This window comes from Streptomyces durocortorensis (assembly GCF_031760065.1).
In the GTDB taxonomy this organism is placed as follows: domain Bacteria; phylum Actinomycetota; class Actinomycetes; order Streptomycetales; family Streptomycetaceae; genus Streptomyces.
This window is the reverse complement of record NZ_CP134500.1, coordinates 4,373,826-4,393,231: the sequence shown is the minus strand read 5'-3', so window position 1 is coordinate 4,393,231 and position 19,406 is coordinate 4,373,826. Positions and strand designations below refer to the sequence as shown.

Genomic DNA, 19,406 nt, shown 5'->3' with positions numbered 1-19,406 from the left:
CGTCTTGGCGTGATGCGGTCACCGGTCGACGCCTCCCATCACGGGGTCGATGGACGCGACGGCGACGATGACGTCGGCGACCTGGCCGCCTTCGCACATCGCCGCCATGGCCTGCAGGTTGGTGAAGGACGGGTCGCGGAAGTGGACCCGGTAGGGGCGGGTTCCGCCGTCGGAGACGACGTGCACGCCGAGTTCGCCCTTGGGGGACTCGACGGCGGTGTACACCTGCCCGACCGGGACCCGGAAGCCCTCGGTCACCAGCTTGAAGTGGTGGATCAGGGCCTCCATGGAGGTGCCCATGATGTTCCTGATGTGGTCGAGCGAGTTGCCGAGGCCGTCGGCGCCCAGGGCGAGCTGGGCGGGCCAGGCGATCTTCTTGTCGGCGACCATGACCGGACCCGGCTCCAGGCGGTCGATGCACTGCTCGATGATGCGCAGCGACTGGCGCATCTCCTCCAGCCGGATGAGGAAGCGGCCGTAGGAGTCGCAGGTGTCAGCGGTGGGGACCTCGAAGTCGTAGGTCTCGTAGCCGCAGTACGGGTCGCTCTTGCGCAGGTCGTGCGGGAGTCCGGCGGAGCGCAGCACCGGGCCGGTGGCGCCGAGCGCCATGCAGCCGGTGAGGTCGAGGTAGCCGATGTCCTGCATGCGGGCCTTGAAGATGGGGTTGCCGGTGGCGAGCTTGTCGTATTCCGGCAGGTTCTTCTTCATGGTCTTGATGAACTCGCGCAGCTGGTCGACCGTGCCCGGGGGCAGGTCCTGGGCGAGGCCGCCGGGGCGGACGAACGCGTGGTTCATCCGCAGGCCGGTGATCAGCTCGAAGAGGTCGAGAACGAGTTCACGATCGCGGAAGCCGTAGATCATGATCGTGGTCGCGCCGAGCTCCATGCCGCCGGTGGCGATGCACACGAGGTGCGAGGCGAGCCGGTTGAGCTCCATCAGGAGCACGCGCAGGACGGTGGCCCGGTCGGGGATCTGGTCCTCGATGCCGAGGAGCTTCTCGACGCCCAGGCAATACGCCGTCTCGTTGAAGAACGGCGTCAGGTAGTCCATCCGCGTGACGAAGGTGGTGCCCTGGGTCCAGTTGCGGAATTCGAGGTTCTTCTCGATGCCGGTGTGGAGGTAGCCGATGCCGCAGCGGGCCTCGGTGACGGTCTCGCCGTCGATCTCCAGGATCAGCCGCAGCACGCCGTGCGTGGACGGGTGCTGGGGGCCCATGTTGACGATGATGCGTTCGTCGTCGGACTTGGCGGCGGATTCGACGACCTCGTCCCAGTCGCCGCCGGTGACTGTATATACAGTCCCCTCGGTCGTGGCACGGGGTGTTGCGTGGGGTGTGGTCATCAGGAGTACGACCTCCGCTGGTCCGGAGCCGGGATCTGGGCGCCCTTGTACTCGACGGCGATGCCGCCGAGCGGGTAGTCCTTGCGCTGCGGGAAGCCCTGCCAGTCGTCCGGCATCATGATCCGGGTCAGGGCCGGGTGCCCGTCGAAGACGAGCCCGAAGAAGTCGTACGTCTCGCGCTCGTGCCAGTCGTTGGTCGGATAGACCTCGACGAGCGAGGGGACGTGCGGGTCGCTGTCCGGGGCGGAGACCTCCAGCCGGATGAGCCGGCCGTGGGTGAGGGACCGCAGGTGGTAGACAGCGTGCAGCTCGCGGCCCTTGTCGCCGAGGAAGTGGACGCCGCTGACGCCCGTGCAGAGCTCGAAGCGCAGGGCGGGGTCGTCGCGCAGGGTGCGGGCGACCTGGACCAGGTGTTCGCGGGCGATGTGGAAGGTCAGCTCGTCGCGGTCGACGACCGTCTTCTCGATGGCGTTCTCGGGAAGCAGGTCCTGTTCCTCCAGGGCCCCTTCGAGCTCGTCGGCCACCTCGTCGAACCAGCCGCCGTAGGGCCGGGAGGAGGCTCCCGGCAGGGTGACCGTCCGGACGAGACCGCCGTAGCCGGAGGTATCGCCGCCGTTGTTCGCTCCGAACATGCCCTTGCGGACGCGGATGACCTCGCCACCGGTGTCGCGCGGGGCGGGTACGCCGTTGCCGTTCTGCTCGTCGCCGTGGGTGTGCTCGCTCACCGCAGCAGCCCCTTCATCTCGATCAGGGGCAGCGCGTTGAGGGCCGCCTCCTCCGCCTCGCGTGCGGCCTCCTCGGCGTTGACCCCGAGTTTGCCGCCCTGGATCTTCTGGTGGAGCTTGAGGATGGCGTCCAGCAGCATCTCGGGACGTGGCGGACAACCCGGCAAATAGATATCGACCGGGACAATGTGATCAACACCTTGCACAATGGCGTAATTGTTGAACATTCCACCCGATGAAGCACAAACCCCCATGGAAATGACCCACTTGGGGTTGGGCATCTGGTCATAGACCTGCCGCAGGACGGGGGCCATCTTCTGGCTCACCCGTCCCGCGACGATCATCAGGTCGGCCTGGCGCGGCGATCCGCGGAAGACCTCCATACCGAACCGGGCCAGGTCGTAGCGGCCCGCGCCAGTCGTCATCATCTCGATGGCGCAGCAGGCGAGTCCGAACGTGGCCGGGAAGACGGAGGCCTTCCGCACCCAGCCCGCGGCCTGCTCGACCGTGGTCAGAACGAAGCCGCTCGGCAGTTTCTCTTCGAGTCCCATGGTGTGCCCCTCAGCCCCTCAGTCCCATTCCAGGCCGCCGCGACGCCAGACATACACATAGGCGACGAAGACGGTGAGCACGAAGAGCAGCATCTCCACGAGCCCGAAGATCCCCAGGGCGTCGAAGGAGACCGCCCAGGGATAGAGGAAGACGATCTCGATGTCGAAGACGATGAAAAGCATCGCCGTCAGGTAGTACTTGATGGGAAAGCGGCCGCCTCCGGCCGGCGTCGGCGTGGGTTCGATGCCGCACTCGTACGCTTCGAGCTTTGCCCGGTTGTATCGCCTGGGGCCGATAAGCGTGGCCATGACCACGGAGAAGATCGCAAACCCTGCCCCGAGGGCGCCGAGCACGAGGATGGGCGCGTAGGCATTCACGCTCCTCGCTCCTTCCAGTCGTCCTTGACCGTTGGACCGCATCGGGCGACCGGCTCGCCACCTCACCAAGATCGTGCACATGTGAGGCAGTTCACAAGCCCGACTGCCCCGCATCCTATGCCCGTCCCCCTGTGATCTGCGACACGGGGTGCGACAACGTCTTTGTGATCTCCACCACCTGACGAAGGATCATGAAGTCGTATGAGCGGTGATCTTCGTACGCGAAGCGGCCGAGTGATCACGAGACGTGACATTCGGCGGCGTTACCGCTGGTCAAAGAAGTGTCGCGCTATCAATGGACAGCCACTACAGGCAAATTGGCGATGGACTGCGGCGGGGTGATAAGAGCACCCGCGTCCTCACCATCCCTCACCCGGACGAGGGGCGGCGAGGACCGAAGGGGACATGTGCACGCATTCACGAACTTCCGGAAGAGACGACGGGGCGCCCGCCACCGAACAGGGGCGGACCGCGGTCGCGGGCGCGAGGGTTGCCTGCCGCCGGATACTCATGCCGTGACCTGCGTCACTCGGCCCGCGCCGCGGGAAAACCGGGCTTGGCCATCGGTGTGAACGGATGGTAAGCGACGGGCAATTCGGGCGTATTACCGAAAGCCAGTGATCACGGGCCTGATCCCGCCTGACCGTTTTGCCCGTTACGGCGTCAATAAAGGCCCTCAGAAAGCGGATTCACAGATTCCGAACGTAACTGTGTCGCAACACACGTTTCTTGATGGGACCCCTACAGCCCTGATAGCGCTAGTACCCATGTCCCACACCGCTCACATACCCAGCCACCGGAAGCCCCGCCAGCGCGCCTCGAAGTCGGCACTGCGGGCCGGAGTTGCCGGTGGCGTCCTCAGCACCATCGCGGTCGCGGGTGCCGCGGGTCCGGCCCAGGCCGAACCGGTGACCCAGACGATCGAGATGCCCACCATCACCTCCGGGCTCTCCACCGTGGTCGCCGCCTCCGCCCAGGCCACCCAGCAGGTCGCCCTCGACCTGGAGACGCAGGCCGACGAGGCTGCCGCGGCCGAGAGCGCCGCGAAGAAGGCCAAGAAGGCGCACGCCGAGGCCGTCCGCAAGGCCGAGGCCAAGAAGAAGGCCGAAGCGGCCGCCAAGGCCGAGGCGGAGGCCAAGGAGCGGGCCGAGCGCGCCTCCCGCACCGCCGAGCGCACGACGCTCAGCGCCTCCTCCGGCTCCACGGGCTCCTCGGACAGCTCCGCGTCCGCCTCCGCCCCCTCGTCCTCCTCGTCCTCCTCGTCGAACGTCAGCGGCTCCGCCGCGTCCATCGTGGCGTTCGCCAAGGCCCAGGTCGGCGACGCGTACGTGTCCGGCGGCACCGGCCCCAACGCCTGGGACTGCTCCGGCCTGGTCCAGGCCGCGTACCGCACGGCGGGCATCGACCTCCCGCGCGTCTCGCAGGCCCAGTCGACCGTCGGCACCCAGGTCTCCCTGAACAACCTCCAGCCCGGCGACATCCTGTACTGGGGCAGCGCCGGCAGCGCCTACCACGTCGCGATCTACGTGGGCGGCGGCCAGTTCGTCGGTGCGCAGAACTCCAGCACCGGCACCGTGCAGCGTTCCATGGACTACGACCGGCCGACCGGCGCGGTCCGCGTTCTCTGATTCACAAGCGCCCTCGGGCGCTCCGTTGCACGGCTGAGAGCCGCCGCTCCCCCGCTCGGGAGCGGCGGCTCCCGGCCGTTGTCGCGGCGACGAGCAGCGCCGCGCCCATCAGCAGGGCACTCACCCAGGCGGGCGCCCGGTAGCCGGACCCGGCGTCCAGGGCCAGGCCGCCCGCCCATGGCCCCACCGTCGCCCCCAGGTTGAACGCGGTCGTGGAGAACGCCCCGGCGAGCGTCGGGGCGCCGGGGGCGAGGCTCAGGACCTGGGTGATCAGCGCGGTGCCGGTACCGAAGGCGAGCATCCCCAGGAGCGGGATCAGGGCCAGGGCGAGGACAGGGCTGCCCGCCGTCAGGGCGAGCGCGGCCCAGCCGAGGGCGAGGGCGACCATGCCGGTGGCGATGACGGCGACCGGGCGCGCGTCGGCGAACCGGCCCGCCACCGTGACCCCGGCGAACGCCCCCGCCCCGAACAACGCCAGGGACACCGGCACCCAGACCGCGCCCAGGCCCGCCTCCCGGGTGAGGAGCGGCTCCAGATAGGAGAAGGTGCAGAAGGTCGCCCCCTGCACCAGGGCCATCGTGACCAGCGTCGGCCGCAGCCGGGGCCCGGCGAGCGCGCGCAGTTCGTCCCGTACGGATACGGAATCGGTGCCCTTGTCCGTACGTACGGATGCGACGGATGCAGAAGCCGCGCCCGTGTCCGTGCCCCGGCCGACCGGGATCGTGCCCTCGCCGCCCGTGTCCGTACCCCGGCCGCCCGGGACCGAGCGCAGGATCGCGAGGACGGCGGGCAGGGAGACGAGGGCGACCGCCCAGAACGCCGACCGCCACCCCCACCACTCCCCCAGCACCGCGCCCGCCGGTACGCCCACCACGCAGGCGACCGTGACCCCGCCGACGACCACGGCAGTGGCCCGGCCCTTCAGCCCGTCGGGGACCAGCGCGACCGCGGTCGTCAGAGCCACCGCCCAGAAGCCCGCGTTGGCCAGGGCCCCGACAAAGCGGGTCGCGAGGAGTACCCCGTAGCTCGGGGTGAGCGCACCGGCGACATGGACGGCGACGAACACCGCGAGGAAGAACAGCAACGCGCGGCGGCGGGGCCAGGTGCGGCTGGACAGGGCCATCAGGGGGGCGCCGACGACCATCCCGACGGCGAAGGAGGAGGTGAGGAGCCCGGCGGCGGACAGGGAGACGTTCAGGTCGGCGGCGATGCCCGAGACGAGCCCGGACAGCATGAACTCGGAGGTGCCCTGGGCGAAGACCGCGAGCCCGAGGACGTAGACAGCGAATGGCATGAGTGGAAAGCCCCTTGGACGGAACCGTCGGTCGACAGACAGACCGGGTGCGGGGATGCGGACCGCGCGGACGCACCGCCCGGAAGGAGGCGAGGTGCGGCGCCGAGGAGTGCCCGGCCGGGATCGACCGGGTCACGAACCCTGCGTACGGCGGTACTTTGCGTCGGTACCTCAGCGCGTACGCGGGTGGGAACGGCCCGTGCCCGCGGTGATCCGGCGGGCGTGGAACCGTACGAGAAGGGGCCGATGGGCCCCGAGGGGTCAGTCGGCGACGCTCAGCACGAACACGGCCACCGGCGCACCGGTGGCCGGAGTCTGTCGGACTCGGGGCTGGTCATGGGGCAAGGGTACGCGCGGGGCGGCGGGGCATCCAGCGGATTTCCGGCGGCTTCCGGCGGGCTTCCGCCGGGCTTCCGGAGCTGACCAGGCCTGAGGCACACGAATCAGCAGTTGCCCCGGCCGAAGGCTCGACCAGCGGCTGCCCCGGCGGAAGGCGCCACGCGGCTGTCCTCGCCGGAGGGCGCGTGCCGGGTGGTCAGCGGCGGCGGGGGCGGCGGTTCGTCCGCTCGGGCTCCCGCGCCGACGTGGTGGGGGCGGGCAGGGCGTCGTACGGGGAGTCCAGGTCCTCGTCGTCGTCCGTCGCGGTCGGGTCGACGGCGAAGTGGGGCTCCAGGAAGAGGCCGTGGTGCTGGGGTACGGCGGTGTCCGTGGCGGCCGGTTCCGGGCGTGCGGAGTTCCGGGGCAGGGATGTGGTGGTCATGGCTGTCTGTCCTTGGGGTCGAGCAGCGCTGTATCGGCTTGTTCCGTACCCCGCTGGCCTGCGATCGATGTGAGCGTGCGTCATGAAGCGTCGTACGCACCGCGCGCGCCGCTACGGGCGGGGCGGGCGCCGACCGGCCCGGGGGCTGCCCGACGACCGGGGGAGGCGCGCAAATCATCGCACAGGATCACCCGGGAAGCTGCGGAATATGCGTGGCGGGGTGGCTGGAGGGAGTCAGAGTACGACGCGGAAGCGGGGTGGTCAGGCGCCGGTCCTCGCCCAGGACGTGGAAGGCGAGCCCGGGCGGAGGCCGGTCCCGGCCGCAGTGCGTCGGACCACAGCCGGTCGGCCTCCACGAACCCGGCCGGCTCGTAGAGACGGTCGGCCGCCGTACGGTCCCGCTCTCCGCCCGAGGGGCGGTCGTCGGCCGCGTGGAGGACCAGCTCGCGTGTCACCGAGCCCGCCGGGACCGCGCCGACGGAGCACGGCGAGAGGGCCCTGCGTCCCCTCGTGTGCTCCGCCCCACACTCCGTCTTCGCACTCCGTACGCAGGCGACCGCCCCGGCGATGCTCCCGTCGGGGCGGCGGACAGCCGCGGGCCTTACGCCTTCGGGGCCACCTTCGAGAGGCCGTTGATGATGCGGTCCATGGCGTCGCCGCCCTGGGGGTCGGTCAGGTTGGCGAGCATCTTGAGGGTGAACTTCATCAGGAGCGGGTGGGTCAGGCCGCGTTGGGTGGCGACCTTCATGACCTTCGGATTGCCGATCAGCTTCACGAAGGCACGACCCATCGTGTAGTAGCCGCCGTAGGTCTCCTTGAGGACCTTCGGGTAGTTGTTCAGGGCCAGTTCGCGCTGGGCGGGGGTGGCGCGGGCGTGGGCCTGGACGATGACGTCGGCCGCGATCTGGCCGGACTCCATGGCGTAGGCGATGCCCTCGCCGTTGAACGGGTTGACCATGCCGCCCGCGTCGCCGACGAGCAGGAGGCCCTTGGTGTAGTGCGGCTGGCGGTTGAAGGCCATCGGGAGGGCCGCGCCCCGGATCGGCATCGTCATGTTCTCCGGGGTGTAGCCCCAGTCCTCCGGCATCGAGGCGCACCAGGCCTTGAGAACCTCTCGCCAGTCCAGCTCCTTGAACGCGGAGGAGGAGTTGAGGATGCCGAGGCCGACGTTGGAGGTGCCGTCGCCCATGCCGAAGATCCAGCCGTAGCCGGGCAGCAGCCGGTCCTCGGCGCCGCGCCGGTCCCACAGCTCCAGCCAGGACTCCAGGTAGTCGTCGTCGTGGCGGGGGGAGGTGAAGTACGTACGGACGGCGACGCCCATGGGGCGGTCGTCGCGGCGGTGCAGGCCCATCGCGAGGGAGAGCCGGGTGGAGTTGCCGTCGGCGGCGACGACGAGCGGGGCGTGGAAGGTGACCGGGGTCTTCTCCTCGCCGAGCTTCGCCTCGACGCCGGTGATGCGGCCGGTGCGCTCGTCGCGGATGGGCGCGCCCACGTTGCAGCGCTCGTACAGCCGGGCGCCCGCCTTCTGCGCCTGCTGGGCCAGCTGTTCGTCGAAGTCGTCGCGCTTGCGGACCAGTCCGTAGTCCGGGTAGGAGGCGAGTTCCGGCCAGTCCAGCTGGAGCCGGACGCCGCCGCCGATGATGCGCAGGCCCTTGTTGCGCAGCCAGCCCGCCTCCTCGGAGATGTCGATCCCCATGGAGACGAGCTGTTTCGTGGCGCGGGGCGTCAGCCCGTCGCCGCAGACCTTCTCCCGGGGGAAGGCGGTCTTTTCCAGGAGCAGGACGTCGAGTCCGGCCTTGGCGAGGTAGTACGCGGTCGTGGAGCCGGCTGGGCCCGCTCCGACGACGATCACGTCCGCGCTGTGCTCGGAGAGGGGCTCGGTCACGGTCGGATCTCCCGAAGACTCGAATTCGCGTGCCGCGCGGCACATGTCCCGTGCAGTCTATGGGGGCCTGCAGATCCACCCTCCGAAGGGCTCCCCCATGTCGATCGCGCCTGCTTCGCCCCCTGCTTCGGCCCCCGTCGTACGCCTCCGTGTTCCCACCGACGAAGACGCCCTGAGCTGGTACCGGATATTCGACGACCCCGAGGTCATGGAGTACTTCGGGGGGCGCAGAGCGGACTTCTCCGTGTACGAGGAACTCACCGCCCGCCAGCGCCGCCACGACGCGGAGCTCGGCTACTGCCTGTGGACCCTCACCGACGAGGACGACACCGTGCTCGGCTTCACCGGGGCGCAGCCGTGGCCGCACACCCACTACGGGCCGGTCGGCGCGACCGAGATCGGCTGGCGGCTGGGGCGCGCGGCGTGGGGGCGCGGGTACGCCACCGTCGCCGCCCGCGCCACGCTGGAGCGGGTCCGCGCGGCCGGGGTGAGCGAGGTGGTCGCGATGATCCACTCCCGTAACGCCCGGTCGACGGCGGTGGCGGAACGGCTCGGGATGCGGCGGGCCGAGTCGTACGCCACCCCGCGCGGCCAGGAGGCCCACTGCTTCCGGCTGGAGCTCTGAGCCCGGGCGGTTACGGGAACGTCAGGCGCGGGTGGCCCGGTGCAGGGCCACCACGCCGCCGGTCAGATTGCGCCAGGCGACCTTGGACCAGCCCGCCTTCTGAAGAAGTGCGGCGAGAGCGGGCTGGTCGGGCCAGTCGCGGATCGACTCGGCGAGATAGACGTACGCGTCCGGGTTGGAGGACACCGCGCGTGCGGCCGGCGGGATCGCGCGCATCAGGTACTCCGTGTAGACCGTGCGGAACGGCGTCCAGGTCGGCTGCGAGAACTCGCAGATCACGACCCGCCCGCCGGGCTTCGTCACCCGGTACAGCTCACGCAGCGCGACATCGGTGTCCTGGATGTTCCGCAGCCCGAAGGAGATCGTGACGGTGTCGAACGTCTCGTCCTTGAACGGCAGCTTCATACCGTCGCCCGCGGTGAACGGCATCCACGGGTGGCGTTCCTTGCCGACCTTGAGCATGCCGAGCGAGAAGTCGCACGGTACGACGTAGGCGCCCGCCTTCACGAAGGGCTGCGAGGAGGTCGCCGTACCGGCCGCCAGGTCGAGGATCTTCTGCGCGGGGCGGGCGTCGACCGCCGCCGCGACCGCCTTGCGCCACAGCCGGGCCTGGCCGAGCGAGATCACGTCGTTGGTCAGGTCGTAGTTGGCCGCCACACCGTCGAACATCGAGGCGACTTCGTGCGGCTGCTTTTCCAGGGAGGCTCGGGTCACCCTTCCATTCAAGCAGCCCCGCCGTACGGATCAGTGGGAGCGGTCTCGGTGACGTCGTACGGGGTGTTCAGCGCGCCCGCACCGCAGGCCGTACGCCCCCACCGCAGGCCGTCGCCACCAGCAGGGCTCCGAGTGCTGCGGCGAACCGGTGCATGACCGGTGCGTGATCGATGCGTGACCGGCGCGTGACCGGTGCGCTGAGCCGGTCCGCACATCTCTCGAACTGATCTTCACTACTCTTCAACCTTTTCGGCACATGCCCGCTCTGTAAGGGGTGGGAGAGCGGAAACGCAGGAGAAGGAGAGGGGAGGGCGGATGCCGGCAGGGTCGGAGCCCGCCGTGGCGGACGGCGACAGTGCCGCGTTCGAGGCGTACGCACGGAACGGGCAACGACGGCTGTACCGGACGGCCTACCTGCTGTGCGGGGATGTCGAGGGCGCCCAGGACCTGACGCAGACCACGCTCGCCAAGCTCTTCCAGCACTGGCGCCGGGCGAGCCGGGCGGACAACCTCGACGCCTACGCCAAGACCGTCCTCGTCCGCACCTTCGTGGCCGAACGACGCCGCTCCGTACGGGATCTCCTCGCCCACAACCGCAACGCGCCCCGCCCGCAGCCCAACCCGGCTCCGGGCGCGGACCTCCGGGTGACGCTGCTCGCCCTGCTCGCCGAACTCCCGCCCCGCGCACGGGCGATGGTCGTCCTGCGGTACTGGGACGACCTGAGCGTGGAGACCGTCGCCACGCTGCTGCGGTGCAGTGAGTCCACGGTGAAGAGCCAGTGCTCGCGTTCGCTCGTCCGACTGCGCGCCCGGATGGGCGACGTCCAGCTCTACACCACAGGAAGCTGAGGGCCGGTCGTGAAACCCGAACCGTACGAGCAGCGCCCGCCGTCCTCCGCGCACGACGAACAGCTCCTCCGGGACGCCCTGCACCGCACCGCCGACACCCTGTCCCCCCTGCCCGACCTGGTCCCCGAGGCCGTACGGGAGGGCCACCGGCGGCGGGCCAGGAACCGGGCGGCCGCGGTCGCGGGCACGTTCGTCGCGGTCACCGCCCTGACGCTGGGCCTCTCCGTGCTGGGCCCCTGGCTGCTGTCGCGGCCGGACACCGTACCCGCCACTCCCGCCGGACCGTCCCTCTCCCTGCCCGCGCCCAGCCCCTCACCCCAACAGACGGAGCCCCGCCCCGACATGACGCCCCCCACGTCCACCCCTGTGCCGACGCACTCCGCGGACGGGCCGACGACTCCGTCCGCCGCGACCCCGTCCCGCGCCGCCCCGCCGCCCCTCACCCCCGAGGAGGCCCAGCGCCTGGAGGAGTTCCGGCGGCGTGCGGCCGGGGCGCTGGACGCCCTGCTGCCCTCGTCGATCGGGACCGTCCGCCCCGTCGGCGACGGCGCGCAGAACTACCAGGGGCGGCGCGGCGGCGTCGTGCACTCCGTCCGCCTGTCGGTGCACCCGGTTGCGGGGAGCGCGGCGCCGACCTGCCGGGACCTCCCGGACAAGGGGCTGACCTGCGGCAAGGTCATCCTGGCCGACGGCACGCCCGCCCAGGTGTTCCGGCAGCCCGCCGAGGGGCGGACGGGAACGGTGGTCTCCCTCCGCTACCAGGTCGGCCGCAGCACGGTGGCACTGTCCGTCTCCCCCGCGCCGTCCGGGTCGAGTGGCACGCCCCTCACCACCGGGGACCTGATCCGGGTGGCGGAGAGCCCGCGGTTCCGGGAGCTGGTCGCGTACGCCGACACCGACCCGGTGCCGCGGAGCGGGGGCGCCTCGTGACGCGCCGCCGCACCACGGGCACCCTGCCGCCCGCGTACGGGGGCCGCGAAGCGGACACCTTCCTCGTGCCGCCGGACCCGGCTCCCGGACCCGCGCACGGCCGCACGCGGCCGACGGGCCACGCCCGATCGCAGGAACGGTCACAGGAAGGGTCCCGGTCACGGTCGCGGTCCCGGTCGCGTTCCCGATCACAGTCCCGATCGCAGGCGCGGTCGCAGAAACGGTCACAGGAACGGTCTCCGTCCCGGTCACGCTCCCGGTCGCTGGTCCGGCGCAGGCGGCGGAACCGGCGCCGGGTGACCGGTCTCGCCGTGCTGGCGCTCGCGGTCGTGGCGGGCGCGGCGCTCCTCGTCGGCCGCCCCTGGCAGGGCGCGGGCGACCCGGCGGAGGCGGCGGGCCCCGCCGGGACCCCTACGGCTGCGCCCGGCGGACCGGACGACACGGCGGAGCCCGTACGGCCGAAGCCCACGCCCCCGTCGCCCTCGCCCACCGCGGAGGAGCCCGCGGACGATGAACCCGCAGCGGATGAACCCGCGGCCGACGGGCCGGCGCCAGGGGACGTCCCCGCCTCGGGGCCCGGCACGTTCACCGTCGCCCGCGCGGGGGTCACGGCGTCCGGCAAGGGCAGCGCGTACCGGGTTGAGGTGGAGGACGGCATCGGCGTCGACCCCGACCGGGCAGCCGAGGACGTCGCCGCCGTCCTGGCCGACCCGCGCGGCTGGAACCAGGGCGGCGAGCGCTCGTTCCGCCAGGTCGCCGACGGGTCGGCGGGGCTGGTGATCCGGATCGCGACTCCGGCGACCACGGACCGGCTGTGCGGCCAGTTCGGCCTGGACACCCGTGGCGAGGTCAACTGCCGGGGCGGCGAGAAGGTGATGGTCAACCTGAAGCGCTGGCTGCTCGGTTCACCGCAGTTCGACGGGCCCGTCTCCGAGTACCGGGCACTGATCATCAACCACGAAGTGGGCCACTGGCTGGGGCGCGGCCACGAGACCTGTCCCGGCAAGGGCCGCCCCGCGCCCGCGATGATGCAGCAGATCAAGGGGCTGAAGGGCTGCGTCGCCAACGCCTGGCCGTACGACGCGAAGGGGCGCTATCTGGGAGGCCCGAAGGTGCCCTGACCTCCTCCACGGAGGATGCGGAGCCGGCCTCAGCGGGCGCGGTGCACCAGCCGGCCCGCGAGCACCGTCGCCACGCAGCGCCCGGCCCCGCCCGCGCGCAGCGCCGCCTCGTCGGGCACGTCGAACACGGCGAGGTCCGCGCGGCCGCCGACGGTCAGCGGGCCGTGCACGGTGGAGGCGAGGTCGCCGCCCGCCGCGAAGGGGTCCAGGTCCGCGGGGCCCGGGGCCTCCGGCGGGTACGGGGGACTCACCTGGATCAGCCCCGCCCGGGAGACGGCCGTCCGCAGCGCGGGCTCGTCCGCGCCGAACGGGCCCACCACATGGGTGGTCCCGTGCCGCAGCATCCGCTGGAGCCCGCGCCGGACGCTGCCCGCCCGCCGGGGTGCGTCCATCGCCGCCGCGATCCGCTCGAACTCCTCGCCCCACAGCGGAAGTTCACCCAGCTCGTCGGCCTCGCGCGGGTCCGGGTGGTAGCAGCGGGTGAGCAGCTCCCGGGCGTGGTCCTGGCGGAGGCCGGGCGTGAGGAGGCCGGGCCAGCGGCGGACCCTGGCCGCCGGGTACGCGGCGGAGACCTCCTCGTACGGACCGACGGCGGCGATCCGGTCGCCGTCCACCGCCACGGCGCCACCGGCACCGTCCCCAACTGGCACCGCGCCGACCGGCAGGACCAGCTGCGCGGCGTGAATCGTCAGCACAGGGGCGTCAGTTGGCGTTGAGGAGCTTCAGCTCCGGGTGGGCCGTGCCGCCCTCGATCGCGGTGGACGAGATGTGCGAGACCACGCGCTCGTCGACCGGGTCCATCGCCGGGTCGTCGTGCACGACGAGGTGCTCGTACGTCGTGGCGCGCTGGGCCGGGACCCGGTCCGCTTTGCGGATCAGGTCGATGATCTCCAGCCGGTTGGAGCGGTGCTTGGCCCCGGCCGAGGAGACGACGTTCTCCTCCAGCATGATCGAACCGAGGTCGTCCGCGCCGTAGTGCAGCGACAGCTGGCCGGCCTCCTTGCCGGTGGTCAGCCAGGAGCCCTGGATGTGGGCGACGTTGTCGAGGAAGAGCCGGGCGATGGCGATCATCCGCAGGTACTCGAAGAGCGTGGCCTGCGTCTGTCCCTTCAGCTTGTTGTTCTCCGGCTGGTAGGTGTACGGGATGAAGGCGCGGAAGCCGCCCGTACGGTCCTGCACGTCCCGGATCATCCGCAGGTGCTCGATGCGCTCGGCGTTGGTCTCGCCGGTGCCCATCAGCATGGTGGAGGTGGACTCCACACCCAGGCCGTGCGCGATCTCCATGATCTCCAGCCACCGCTCGCCGGACTCCTTGAGGGGGGCGATGGCGGTACGCGGCCGGGCGGGCAGCAGCTCCGCGCCCGCACCGGCGAAGGAGTCGAGCCCGGCGGCGTGGATACGGCTGATGGCCTCCTCGGCGGAGACCTTGGAGATCCGTGCCATGTGCTCGATCTCGGAGGCGCCGAGGGAGTGGATGACCAGCTGCGGGAACGCCTTCTTGATCGCGGAGAAGTGCTCCTCGTAGTACTCGACGCCGTAGTCCGGGTGGTGGCCGCCCTGGAACATGATCTGGGTGCCGCCCAGCTCCACGGTCTCCGCGCAGCGGCGCAGGATGTCGTCGAGATCGCGGGTCCAGCCCTTGTCGGTGGCCTTGGGCGGGGCGTAGAAGGCGCAGAACTTGCAGGCCGTCACGCACACGTTGGTGTAGTTGATGTTGCGCTCGATGATGTACGTCGCGATGTGTTCCGTACCGGCGTAGCGGCGGCGGCGTACGGCGTCGGCGGCAGCACCCAGCGCGTGCAGCGGCGCGGACCGGTAGAGGTCGAGCGCCTCCTCCGGGGTGATCCGACCGCCCTCGGCGGCTCGGTCGAGGACGGGCTGAAGGTCGGCCTTCTCGGTCACCGGGCTGTCACCTTTCGGCGGTTTTTTGAGGATCCACGGACCGATCCAGCGTACGCCAGCCCCTTGCGCCGTCAGCCGCCGGACCGGGTGAGCTTCCCGTACGGAAGACCCGCGGCGCGTTCCTTCGAGCGGTACTCCAGCGTGTCGTCGTCGGTGAGGCGGAAGACCAGGTCCGCCTCGGTGGTGGTGCAGAGTCCCGGGGTGCTGGGGCGGTCCGGGTCGGTGCGTTCGCGGACGTTCAGCTCATCGGCGGTGCCGGAGGTGAGGGTGCCGACGCTGTTGCAGGTGACCGTGATGCCGAGCTGGGAGACGGTGTTGGACATCCGCACGACCTGGGCGCCCTTCTTGCCCTCGGTGAAGACCGCGGTGAGGGTGCCGTGGGGCTGTCCGCTCGTCTTCTCGGTGAGCGGACCCTCCCAGGTGCCGATGTACGCCTTCGGCAACGCGCTCACCGGGGCGTCGCCCGCGTCGGTGGGGTCGCCCGACCCGGAGGGGGACGGTTCCGCCGACGCGGGCGCGGAGGGCGAGCCGGAGGCGGTGGCGGACGGCGGGGTGGCCGCGGCGTCGTTGCCCTCGCCCCGGTCGGCGCCGCCACCCGGGAAGAGGCCGTCGAGCAGGCCCGTGCCGAGGGTGACGACGGCGAGCGCGCCCGCCACGGCCAGGGCGACCGTGCAGCTCACCCGGCGGCTGCGGCGCTCGCCCGGAGTCCGCCGGTTCTCGGCGCTGACGCTCATGGAGAAGCGGGGGTCTCCGTTGCGCTGCCCGGGAAGCGGACCCGTGCCTGGGGCGCCCGGGCCGGGGGTACCGGAGGCGTTGCGGCCGGGGTCACGGCCTGGTGCGGTCGCCCGGTCCGGCCCGCCCGTGCCGGGCGGTGTGCCGAAGGGGGCGTCCTGCGGGGGCGGGCCGGGCGGCCCGAATGCCCCGAGGCCGCCGGGACGACCCCCGTTGCTGTCCCCGCCGTCCGCGCCGTCCAGGCCGCCCCGGTCCGGGGCGGGCACCCCTGCCGCCGCCCCTGCGCCCGCTCTTTCTCCCCCTCCGGCTCCCGCTCCCAGCGATGCGCTGCTGAACGGCACCGGGCCCGACTGCACGGGCGCGTCCTGCGGTTCCAGGTCGAGCAGCGCCACCGCGGACCGGCTGACCTCGCGCACCAGCCGGCCCGGGAGCCAGCCGCCCGCGACCATCGCAGCCGCACCGCCGGGAGCGAGCGTCCGGGCGAGGTCGGCCGGGGCGGGACGGGCGTCCGGGTCCTTGGCCAGACAGCCCGCGACCACCTCGCGCAGTTCTCCCTCCAGGTCGCCCAGCTCGGGTTCCTCGTGGACCACCTTGTAGAGGAGTACGGCGGAGGAGTCGCCCGGGAAGGGGGCCTCGCCCGTCGCCGCGTACACGAGGACCGCGCCCAGCGAGAAGACGTCCGCGGCGCCCGAGACGTCCCGGCCCCGGATCTGCTCGGGTGCCATGTAGCCGGGCGAGCCGACGGAGACCCCGGTGGAGGTGAGCGAGACGGTCGCGCCGAGCGCCCGGGCGATGCCGAAGTCGATGAGGCGGGGGCCGTCGAGGGCCAGAAGCACGTTGGACGGCTTCACGTCGCGGTGGACGATGCCCTGCCCGTGGACGGCCGCGAGCGCCTCGGCGAGACCCGCCCCCAGGGTGCGTACCGCGTGCTCGGGCAGCGGGCCGTGCTCGGTGATCGCCTGGGAGAGGGGCGGCCCGGCCACGTAGCCGGTCGCCACCCACGGCACCGGCGCGTCCGGGTCGGCGTCCAGGACCGGGGCCGTCCACTGGGCACCGATGCGACGGGCGGACTCCACCTCGCGCCGGAACCGGGCGCGGAACTGCTCGTCGAGGGCGAAGTGGGGGTGGACGACCTTGACCGCGACCGTACGGCCTCCGGCGCTGCGTCCGAGATACACCCGGCCCATACCGCCCGCGCCGAGCCTGCCGAGCAGCCGGTAGGCACCGATGGTGTGCGGTTCGCCCGCTTCCAGCGGCTGCATATGGACTCCCCTGTGAACCCTGTGGACGGCTGAACCCTGTGTTCGGTCCGGACTCGGACCGAAGCCTAGGGGGCGCCACCGGCGCGGTCACCGGGAAACGGTCGGACCATTCCCCCTTCTCGGGGCAGGAGGGGATGTTTTCGCCACGGGGAAAGGCGCGATTGTGTTGTTCCGCCGCGTTGTTCCGCTGTGTTGTTCCGCCCTGGAGTTCAGCAGAATTCCGTAAGAGGGAAAGGGAATTCGCGCGTCAGTCGCCGAGCAGTTCCACCTGGACATCCGCCGGGTAGCCGGTGTCCCGGCCCGTGCGGCGGGCGAACTCGCGGACGCCGGCCAGCTGGTCCGGGCCGAAGCGGAAGTCGAGCGTCGTGAAGTACTGCTCCAGCACCTTCGCGTCGAAGGCCTCCCAGCGGGCGGCCTGCTCCGCGACCTTGGCGACCTCTTCCAGGGAGAGGTCCCGGGAGGCGAGGAACGCCTCGTGGACCTGGGCCGTCTGCTCGGGCCGCGCGGCCAGGAAGTCCTTGCGGGCCGCCCAGACGGCGAAGACGAACGGCAGCCCCGTCCACTCCTTCCACATCTGGCCCAGGTCGTGGACCTGGAGCCCGAGCCGGGGGGCGTCGTGCAGGTTGGCGCGGAGCGCGGCGTCGCCGATCAGCACCGCGGCGTCGGCCTCCTGCATCATCAGCCCCAGGTCGGGCGGGCAGGTGTAGTAGTCGGGCCGGACCCCGTAACGCTCGGCCAGCAGCAGCTGGGCCAGGCGCACGGATGTGCGGGAGGTCGAGCCGAGCGCCACCCGGGCCCGGTCGAGCTGCTCCAGCGGGAGCTGCGAGACGATCACGCAGGACATGACGGGACCGTCGCAGCCGACCGCGATGTCGGGGAAGGCGACCAGGTCGTCGGCGTTGCGCAGGTACTCCACGAGGGTGACCGGGCCGATGTCCAGGTCCCCCCGGACCAGCTGCTCGCTGAGCCGCTCCGGGGTGTCCTTGGAGAGCTCCAGGTCGAGCAGTGTCCCCGTCCGCGCAAGGCCCCAGTAGAGCGGGAGGCAGTTCAGGAACTGGATGTGGCCGACGCGGGGCCGGGTGCGGCGGTCGTCGTCGCCTTGGCGGGGGGAGACAGTTGAATTGTCCACATCGCGAGGCTAGACCCGCGCCGGGCCCCCGGCATCACCGGGGCCCGGCGAACGTCCGGGTGACGACTCGGCGAACGTCCGGGCGACGAATCCGCGAACGCCAGGTCGACGGTTCGGCGAACACCGGAGGGAGGCGATCAAACTTTCGAGTGGGGTGATCTTTCCCTCTACCGCTCTCCTGAGACTGCGTGCTAGGCTCGCCCGCAAGTTGCAGTTTGGTTTCCCTTGCAGTACAGAGCCTGCGGAGCATGTAACCCGCAGGCTTTTGTAGTTTTCAGACTTGTTTGCAGGTTCTGGAGCAGGGCAACCCTTTGGCCCAAGGAGGGCTTATGGCTACCGGAACCGTCAAGTGGTTCAACGCTGAAAAGGGCTTCGGCTTCATCGCCCAGGACGGCGGCGGCCCGGATGTCTTCGTTCACTACTCCGCGATCAACGCGTCCGGGTTCCGCTCCCTTGAGGAGAACCAGGTCGTGAACTTCGACGTCACTCAGGGGCCCAAGGGTCCGCAGGCTGAGAACGTCACCCCGGCCTAGTTGCCCGGGTCGGCCGATCGCGGCCGCACATAGCAGTACCCAAGGAGCCCCGCTCCCCCGCTTCGGCGGAGGAACGGGGCTCCTGCCTGTGTACGGTCCCGTGCGCGAGCCATCACGAGGACCCGGCGGCGCTTGACCTTCACACCGTGTGAAGCCGTGCAGTGGGAGCCATCATGTTCACCATCGGAGACTTCGCCAGGTACGGGCGGGTGTCGGCCCGGATGCTGCGCCACTACGACGCCATCGGGCTGCTGCGCCCGGACCGCACCGACCCCGCCACGGGCTACCGCCACTACGGCGCGGCACAGCTCGCCCGGCTCAACCGGATCATCGCGCTCAAGGACCTGGGCTTCACGCTCCAGCAGGTGCGGGCCGTCCTGGACGAGCAGCTCGGCCCGGAGGAGCTGCGCGGGATGCTGCGGCTGCGCCGGGCCGAGCTGGCGGAGGCCGTGACGGCCGCGTCGGAGCGGCTGGCCCGGGTCGAGGCGAGGCTCCGGTCGATCGAGAGCGAGGGGCGCATGCCTGCCGACGACGTTGTGATCAAGACCGTTCCCGGGGTCCGGGTGGCCGAGCTGACCGGCACGGCCGCGAGCTATCAGCCGCAGGACATCGGACCGGTGATCGGCCCGCTGTACGAGGAGCTCTTCCCGCTCCTGGAGGGCGCCGGAGTCCGGCCCACCGGCCCCGGGGTCGCCCGCTACGAGGACGCCCCCGAGGGCGGCGGCGCGATGGTGGTGCACGCGGGCGTGACGGTGTCGGCCCCGGTGGGCCCGGTCGGCGGCACCGGGGTGCGTGTGGTGGAGCTGCCGCCGTTCGAGGCGGCGACGATCGTGCACCGGGGCGCGATGGACGACGTGATGCCGACGGTCCAGACCCTGGCCCGCTGGCTGGACGCCAACGGCTACCGCTCCGTCGGCTACTCCCGTGAGGTCAGCCTGGAGTGCCCGCCGGACCGGAACCTGTGGGTCACGGAGCTCCAGGAGCCGGTGGAGCCGGTGAGCAAGGCCTGACCCGGCCCGCGTACGGCGAGGGGCGGCGGCCCCCTCC

At 71.4% G+C, this 19,406-nt stretch carries 19 protein-coding genes; 7 read left to right on the top strand and 12 right to left on the bottom strand.

The window, feature by feature from the left end; all coding sequences use genetic code 11:
* Nucleotides 1–18 precede the first annotated feature (18 nt).
* Genes RI138_RS19590 through RI138_RS19575 form a run of 4 tightly spaced genes read right to left on the bottom strand, consistent with a single transcriptional unit; the run spans nucleotide 19 to nucleotide 2,995 of the window.
* Entirely contained in the window at nucleotides 19–1,341 is a 1,323-nt protein-coding gene (locus tag RI138_RS19590) for an NADH-quinone oxidoreductase subunit D (RefSeq protein ID WP_096624892.1), read from the bottom strand.
* Nucleotides 1,341–2,066 carry an NADH-quinone oxidoreductase subunit C gene (locus RI138_RS19585; protein ID WP_311120990.1) on the bottom strand — a complete coding sequence of 242 codons (726 nt, stop codon included), beginning with the start codon at nucleotides 2,064–2,066 and terminating at the stop codon, nucleotides 1,341–1,343. The genes RI138_RS19590 and RI138_RS19585 overlap by 1 nt, the downstream gene beginning before the upstream one ends.
* Nucleotides 2,063–2,617, bottom strand: coding sequence for a NuoB/complex I 20 kDa subunit family protein (locus RI138_RS19580; RefSeq protein WP_096624888.1), 555 nt, complete (start codon nucleotides 2,615–2,617; stop codon nucleotides 2,063–2,065). The genes RI138_RS19585 and RI138_RS19580 overlap by 4 nt, the downstream gene beginning before the upstream one ends.
* 18 nt (nucleotides 2,618–2,635) lie before the next feature.
* Nucleotides 2,636–2,995 (bottom strand): NADH-quinone oxidoreductase subunit A, encoded by a 360-nt coding sequence (locus tag RI138_RS19575; protein ID WP_311120989.1) that lies wholly within the window; start codon nucleotides 2,993–2,995, stop codon nucleotides 2,636–2,638.
* 767 nt (nucleotides 2,996–3,762) lie between these two features.
* Between RI138_RS19575 and RI138_RS19570 the strand changes: the two genes are divergently transcribed.
* A complete protein-coding gene (locus RI138_RS19570; protein WP_096624886.1) occupies nucleotides 3,763–4,623 on the top strand; it encodes a C40 family peptidase in 861 nt (286 codons plus the stop codon).
* A gap of 1 nt (nucleotide 4,624) precedes the next feature.
* Here RI138_RS19570 and RI138_RS19565 read toward each other — a convergent pair whose 3' ends face one another.
* The 3 genes from RI138_RS19565 to RI138_RS19555 all read right to left on the bottom strand — a co-directional run bounded on the left by RI138_RS19565 (nucleotide 4,625) and on the right by RI138_RS19555 (nucleotide 8,562).
* Nucleotides 4,625–5,917 (bottom strand): MFS transporter, encoded by a 1,293-nt coding sequence (locus RI138_RS19565; RefSeq protein ID WP_311120988.1) that lies wholly within the window; start codon nucleotides 5,915–5,917, stop codon nucleotides 4,625–4,627.
* Nucleotides 5,918–6,452: 535 nt separating this feature from the next.
* Nucleotides 6,453–6,677 carry a hypothetical protein gene (locus RI138_RS19560; RefSeq protein ID WP_311120987.1) on the bottom strand — a complete coding sequence of 75 codons (225 nt, stop codon included), beginning with the start codon at nucleotides 6,675–6,677 and terminating at the stop codon, nucleotides 6,453–6,455.
* A gap of 601 nt (nucleotides 6,678–7,278) precedes the next feature.
* Nucleotides 7,279–8,562, bottom strand: a complete 1,284-nt coding sequence (locus RI138_RS19555; protein WP_311120986.1) for a geranylgeranyl reductase family protein — start codon at nucleotides 8,560–8,562, stop codon at nucleotides 7,279–7,281.
* 97 nt (nucleotides 8,563–8,659) lie between these two features.
* Between RI138_RS19555 and RI138_RS19550 the strand changes: the two genes are divergently transcribed.
* On the top strand, nucleotides 8,660–9,187 hold the full coding sequence (locus tag RI138_RS19550; RefSeq protein ID WP_311120985.1) for a GNAT family N-acetyltransferase: 528 nt from the start codon (nucleotides 8,660–8,662) through the stop codon (nucleotides 9,185–9,187).
* Between the two features lie 21 nt (nucleotides 9,188–9,208).
* Here RI138_RS19550 and RI138_RS19545 read toward each other — a convergent pair whose 3' ends face one another.
* Nucleotides 9,209–9,901 (bottom strand): demethylmenaquinone methyltransferase, encoded by a 693-nt coding sequence (locus tag RI138_RS19545; protein WP_096624874.1) that lies wholly within the window; start codon nucleotides 9,899–9,901, stop codon nucleotides 9,209–9,211.
* Nucleotides 9,902–10,216: 315 nt separating this feature from the next.
* On the opposite strand from RI138_RS19545, the gene RI138_RS19540 reads away from it, so the two are divergent.
* Genes RI138_RS19540 through RI138_RS19530 form a run of 3 tightly spaced genes read left to right on the top strand, consistent with a single transcriptional unit; the run spans nucleotide 10,217 to nucleotide 12,801 of the window.
* Nucleotides 10,217–10,750, top strand: a complete 534-nt coding sequence (locus RI138_RS19540) for a SigE family RNA polymerase sigma factor (RefSeq protein ID WP_311120984.1) — start codon at nucleotides 10,217–10,219, stop codon at nucleotides 10,748–10,750.
* A 9-nt stretch (nucleotides 10,751–10,759) separates the two neighbouring features.
* Nucleotides 10,760–11,680, top strand: coding sequence for a hypothetical protein (locus RI138_RS19535; RefSeq protein WP_311120983.1), 921 nt, complete (start codon nucleotides 10,760–10,762; stop codon nucleotides 11,678–11,680).
* A complete protein-coding gene (locus RI138_RS19530) occupies nucleotides 11,677–12,801 on the top strand; it encodes a DUF3152 domain-containing protein (RefSeq protein ID WP_311120982.1) in 1,125 nt (374 codons plus the stop codon). The genes RI138_RS19535 and RI138_RS19530 overlap by 4 nt, the downstream gene beginning before the upstream one ends.
* Nucleotides 12,802–12,830: 29 nt before the next feature.
* On the opposite strand, the gene RI138_RS19525 is transcribed toward RI138_RS19530, so the two are convergent.
* The 4 genes from RI138_RS19525 to RI138_RS19510 all read right to left on the bottom strand — a co-directional run bounded on the left by RI138_RS19525 (nucleotide 12,831) and on the right by RI138_RS19510 (nucleotide 17,826).
* Nucleotides 12,831–13,496 carry an imidazolonepropionase-like domain-containing protein gene (locus tag RI138_RS19525; protein WP_311120981.1) on the bottom strand — a complete coding sequence of 222 codons (666 nt, stop codon included), beginning with the start codon at nucleotides 13,494–13,496 and terminating at the stop codon, nucleotides 12,831–12,833.
* 7 nt (nucleotides 13,497–13,503) lie between these two features.
* A complete protein-coding gene (mqnC, locus tag RI138_RS19520) occupies nucleotides 13,504–14,703 on the bottom strand; it encodes a cyclic dehypoxanthinyl futalosine synthase (RefSeq protein WP_311120980.1) in 1,200 nt (399 codons plus the stop codon).
* Nucleotides 14,704–14,774: 71 nt separating this feature from the next.
* Entirely contained in the window at nucleotides 14,775–16,697 is a 1,923-nt protein-coding gene (locus RI138_RS19515) for a serine/threonine-protein kinase (RefSeq protein ID WP_311120979.1), read from the bottom strand.
* 247 nt (nucleotides 16,698–16,944) lie between these two features.
* The gene (locus RI138_RS19510) at nucleotides 16,945–17,826 is read right to left on the bottom strand and encodes a menaquinone biosynthetic enzyme MqnA/MqnD family protein (RefSeq protein WP_096624862.1); all 882 of its coding nucleotides are present in this window, start codon (nucleotides 17,824–17,826) and stop codon (nucleotides 16,945–16,947) included.
* A 329-nt stretch (nucleotides 17,827–18,155) separates the two neighbouring features.
* Between RI138_RS19510 and RI138_RS19505 the strand changes: the two genes are divergently transcribed.
* The gene (locus RI138_RS19505; RefSeq protein WP_003967102.1) at nucleotides 18,156–18,359 is read left to right on the top strand and encodes a cold-shock protein; all 204 of its coding nucleotides are present in this window, start codon (nucleotides 18,156–18,158) and stop codon (nucleotides 18,357–18,359) included.
* 173 nt (nucleotides 18,360–18,532) lie between these two features.
* Nucleotides 18,533–19,369: a MerR family transcriptional regulator gene (locus RI138_RS19500; RefSeq protein WP_311120978.1), complete on the top strand. Its 837-nt coding sequence runs from the start codon at nucleotides 18,533–18,535 to the stop codon at nucleotides 19,367–19,369.
* Nucleotides 19,370–19,406 lie beyond the last annotated feature (37 nt).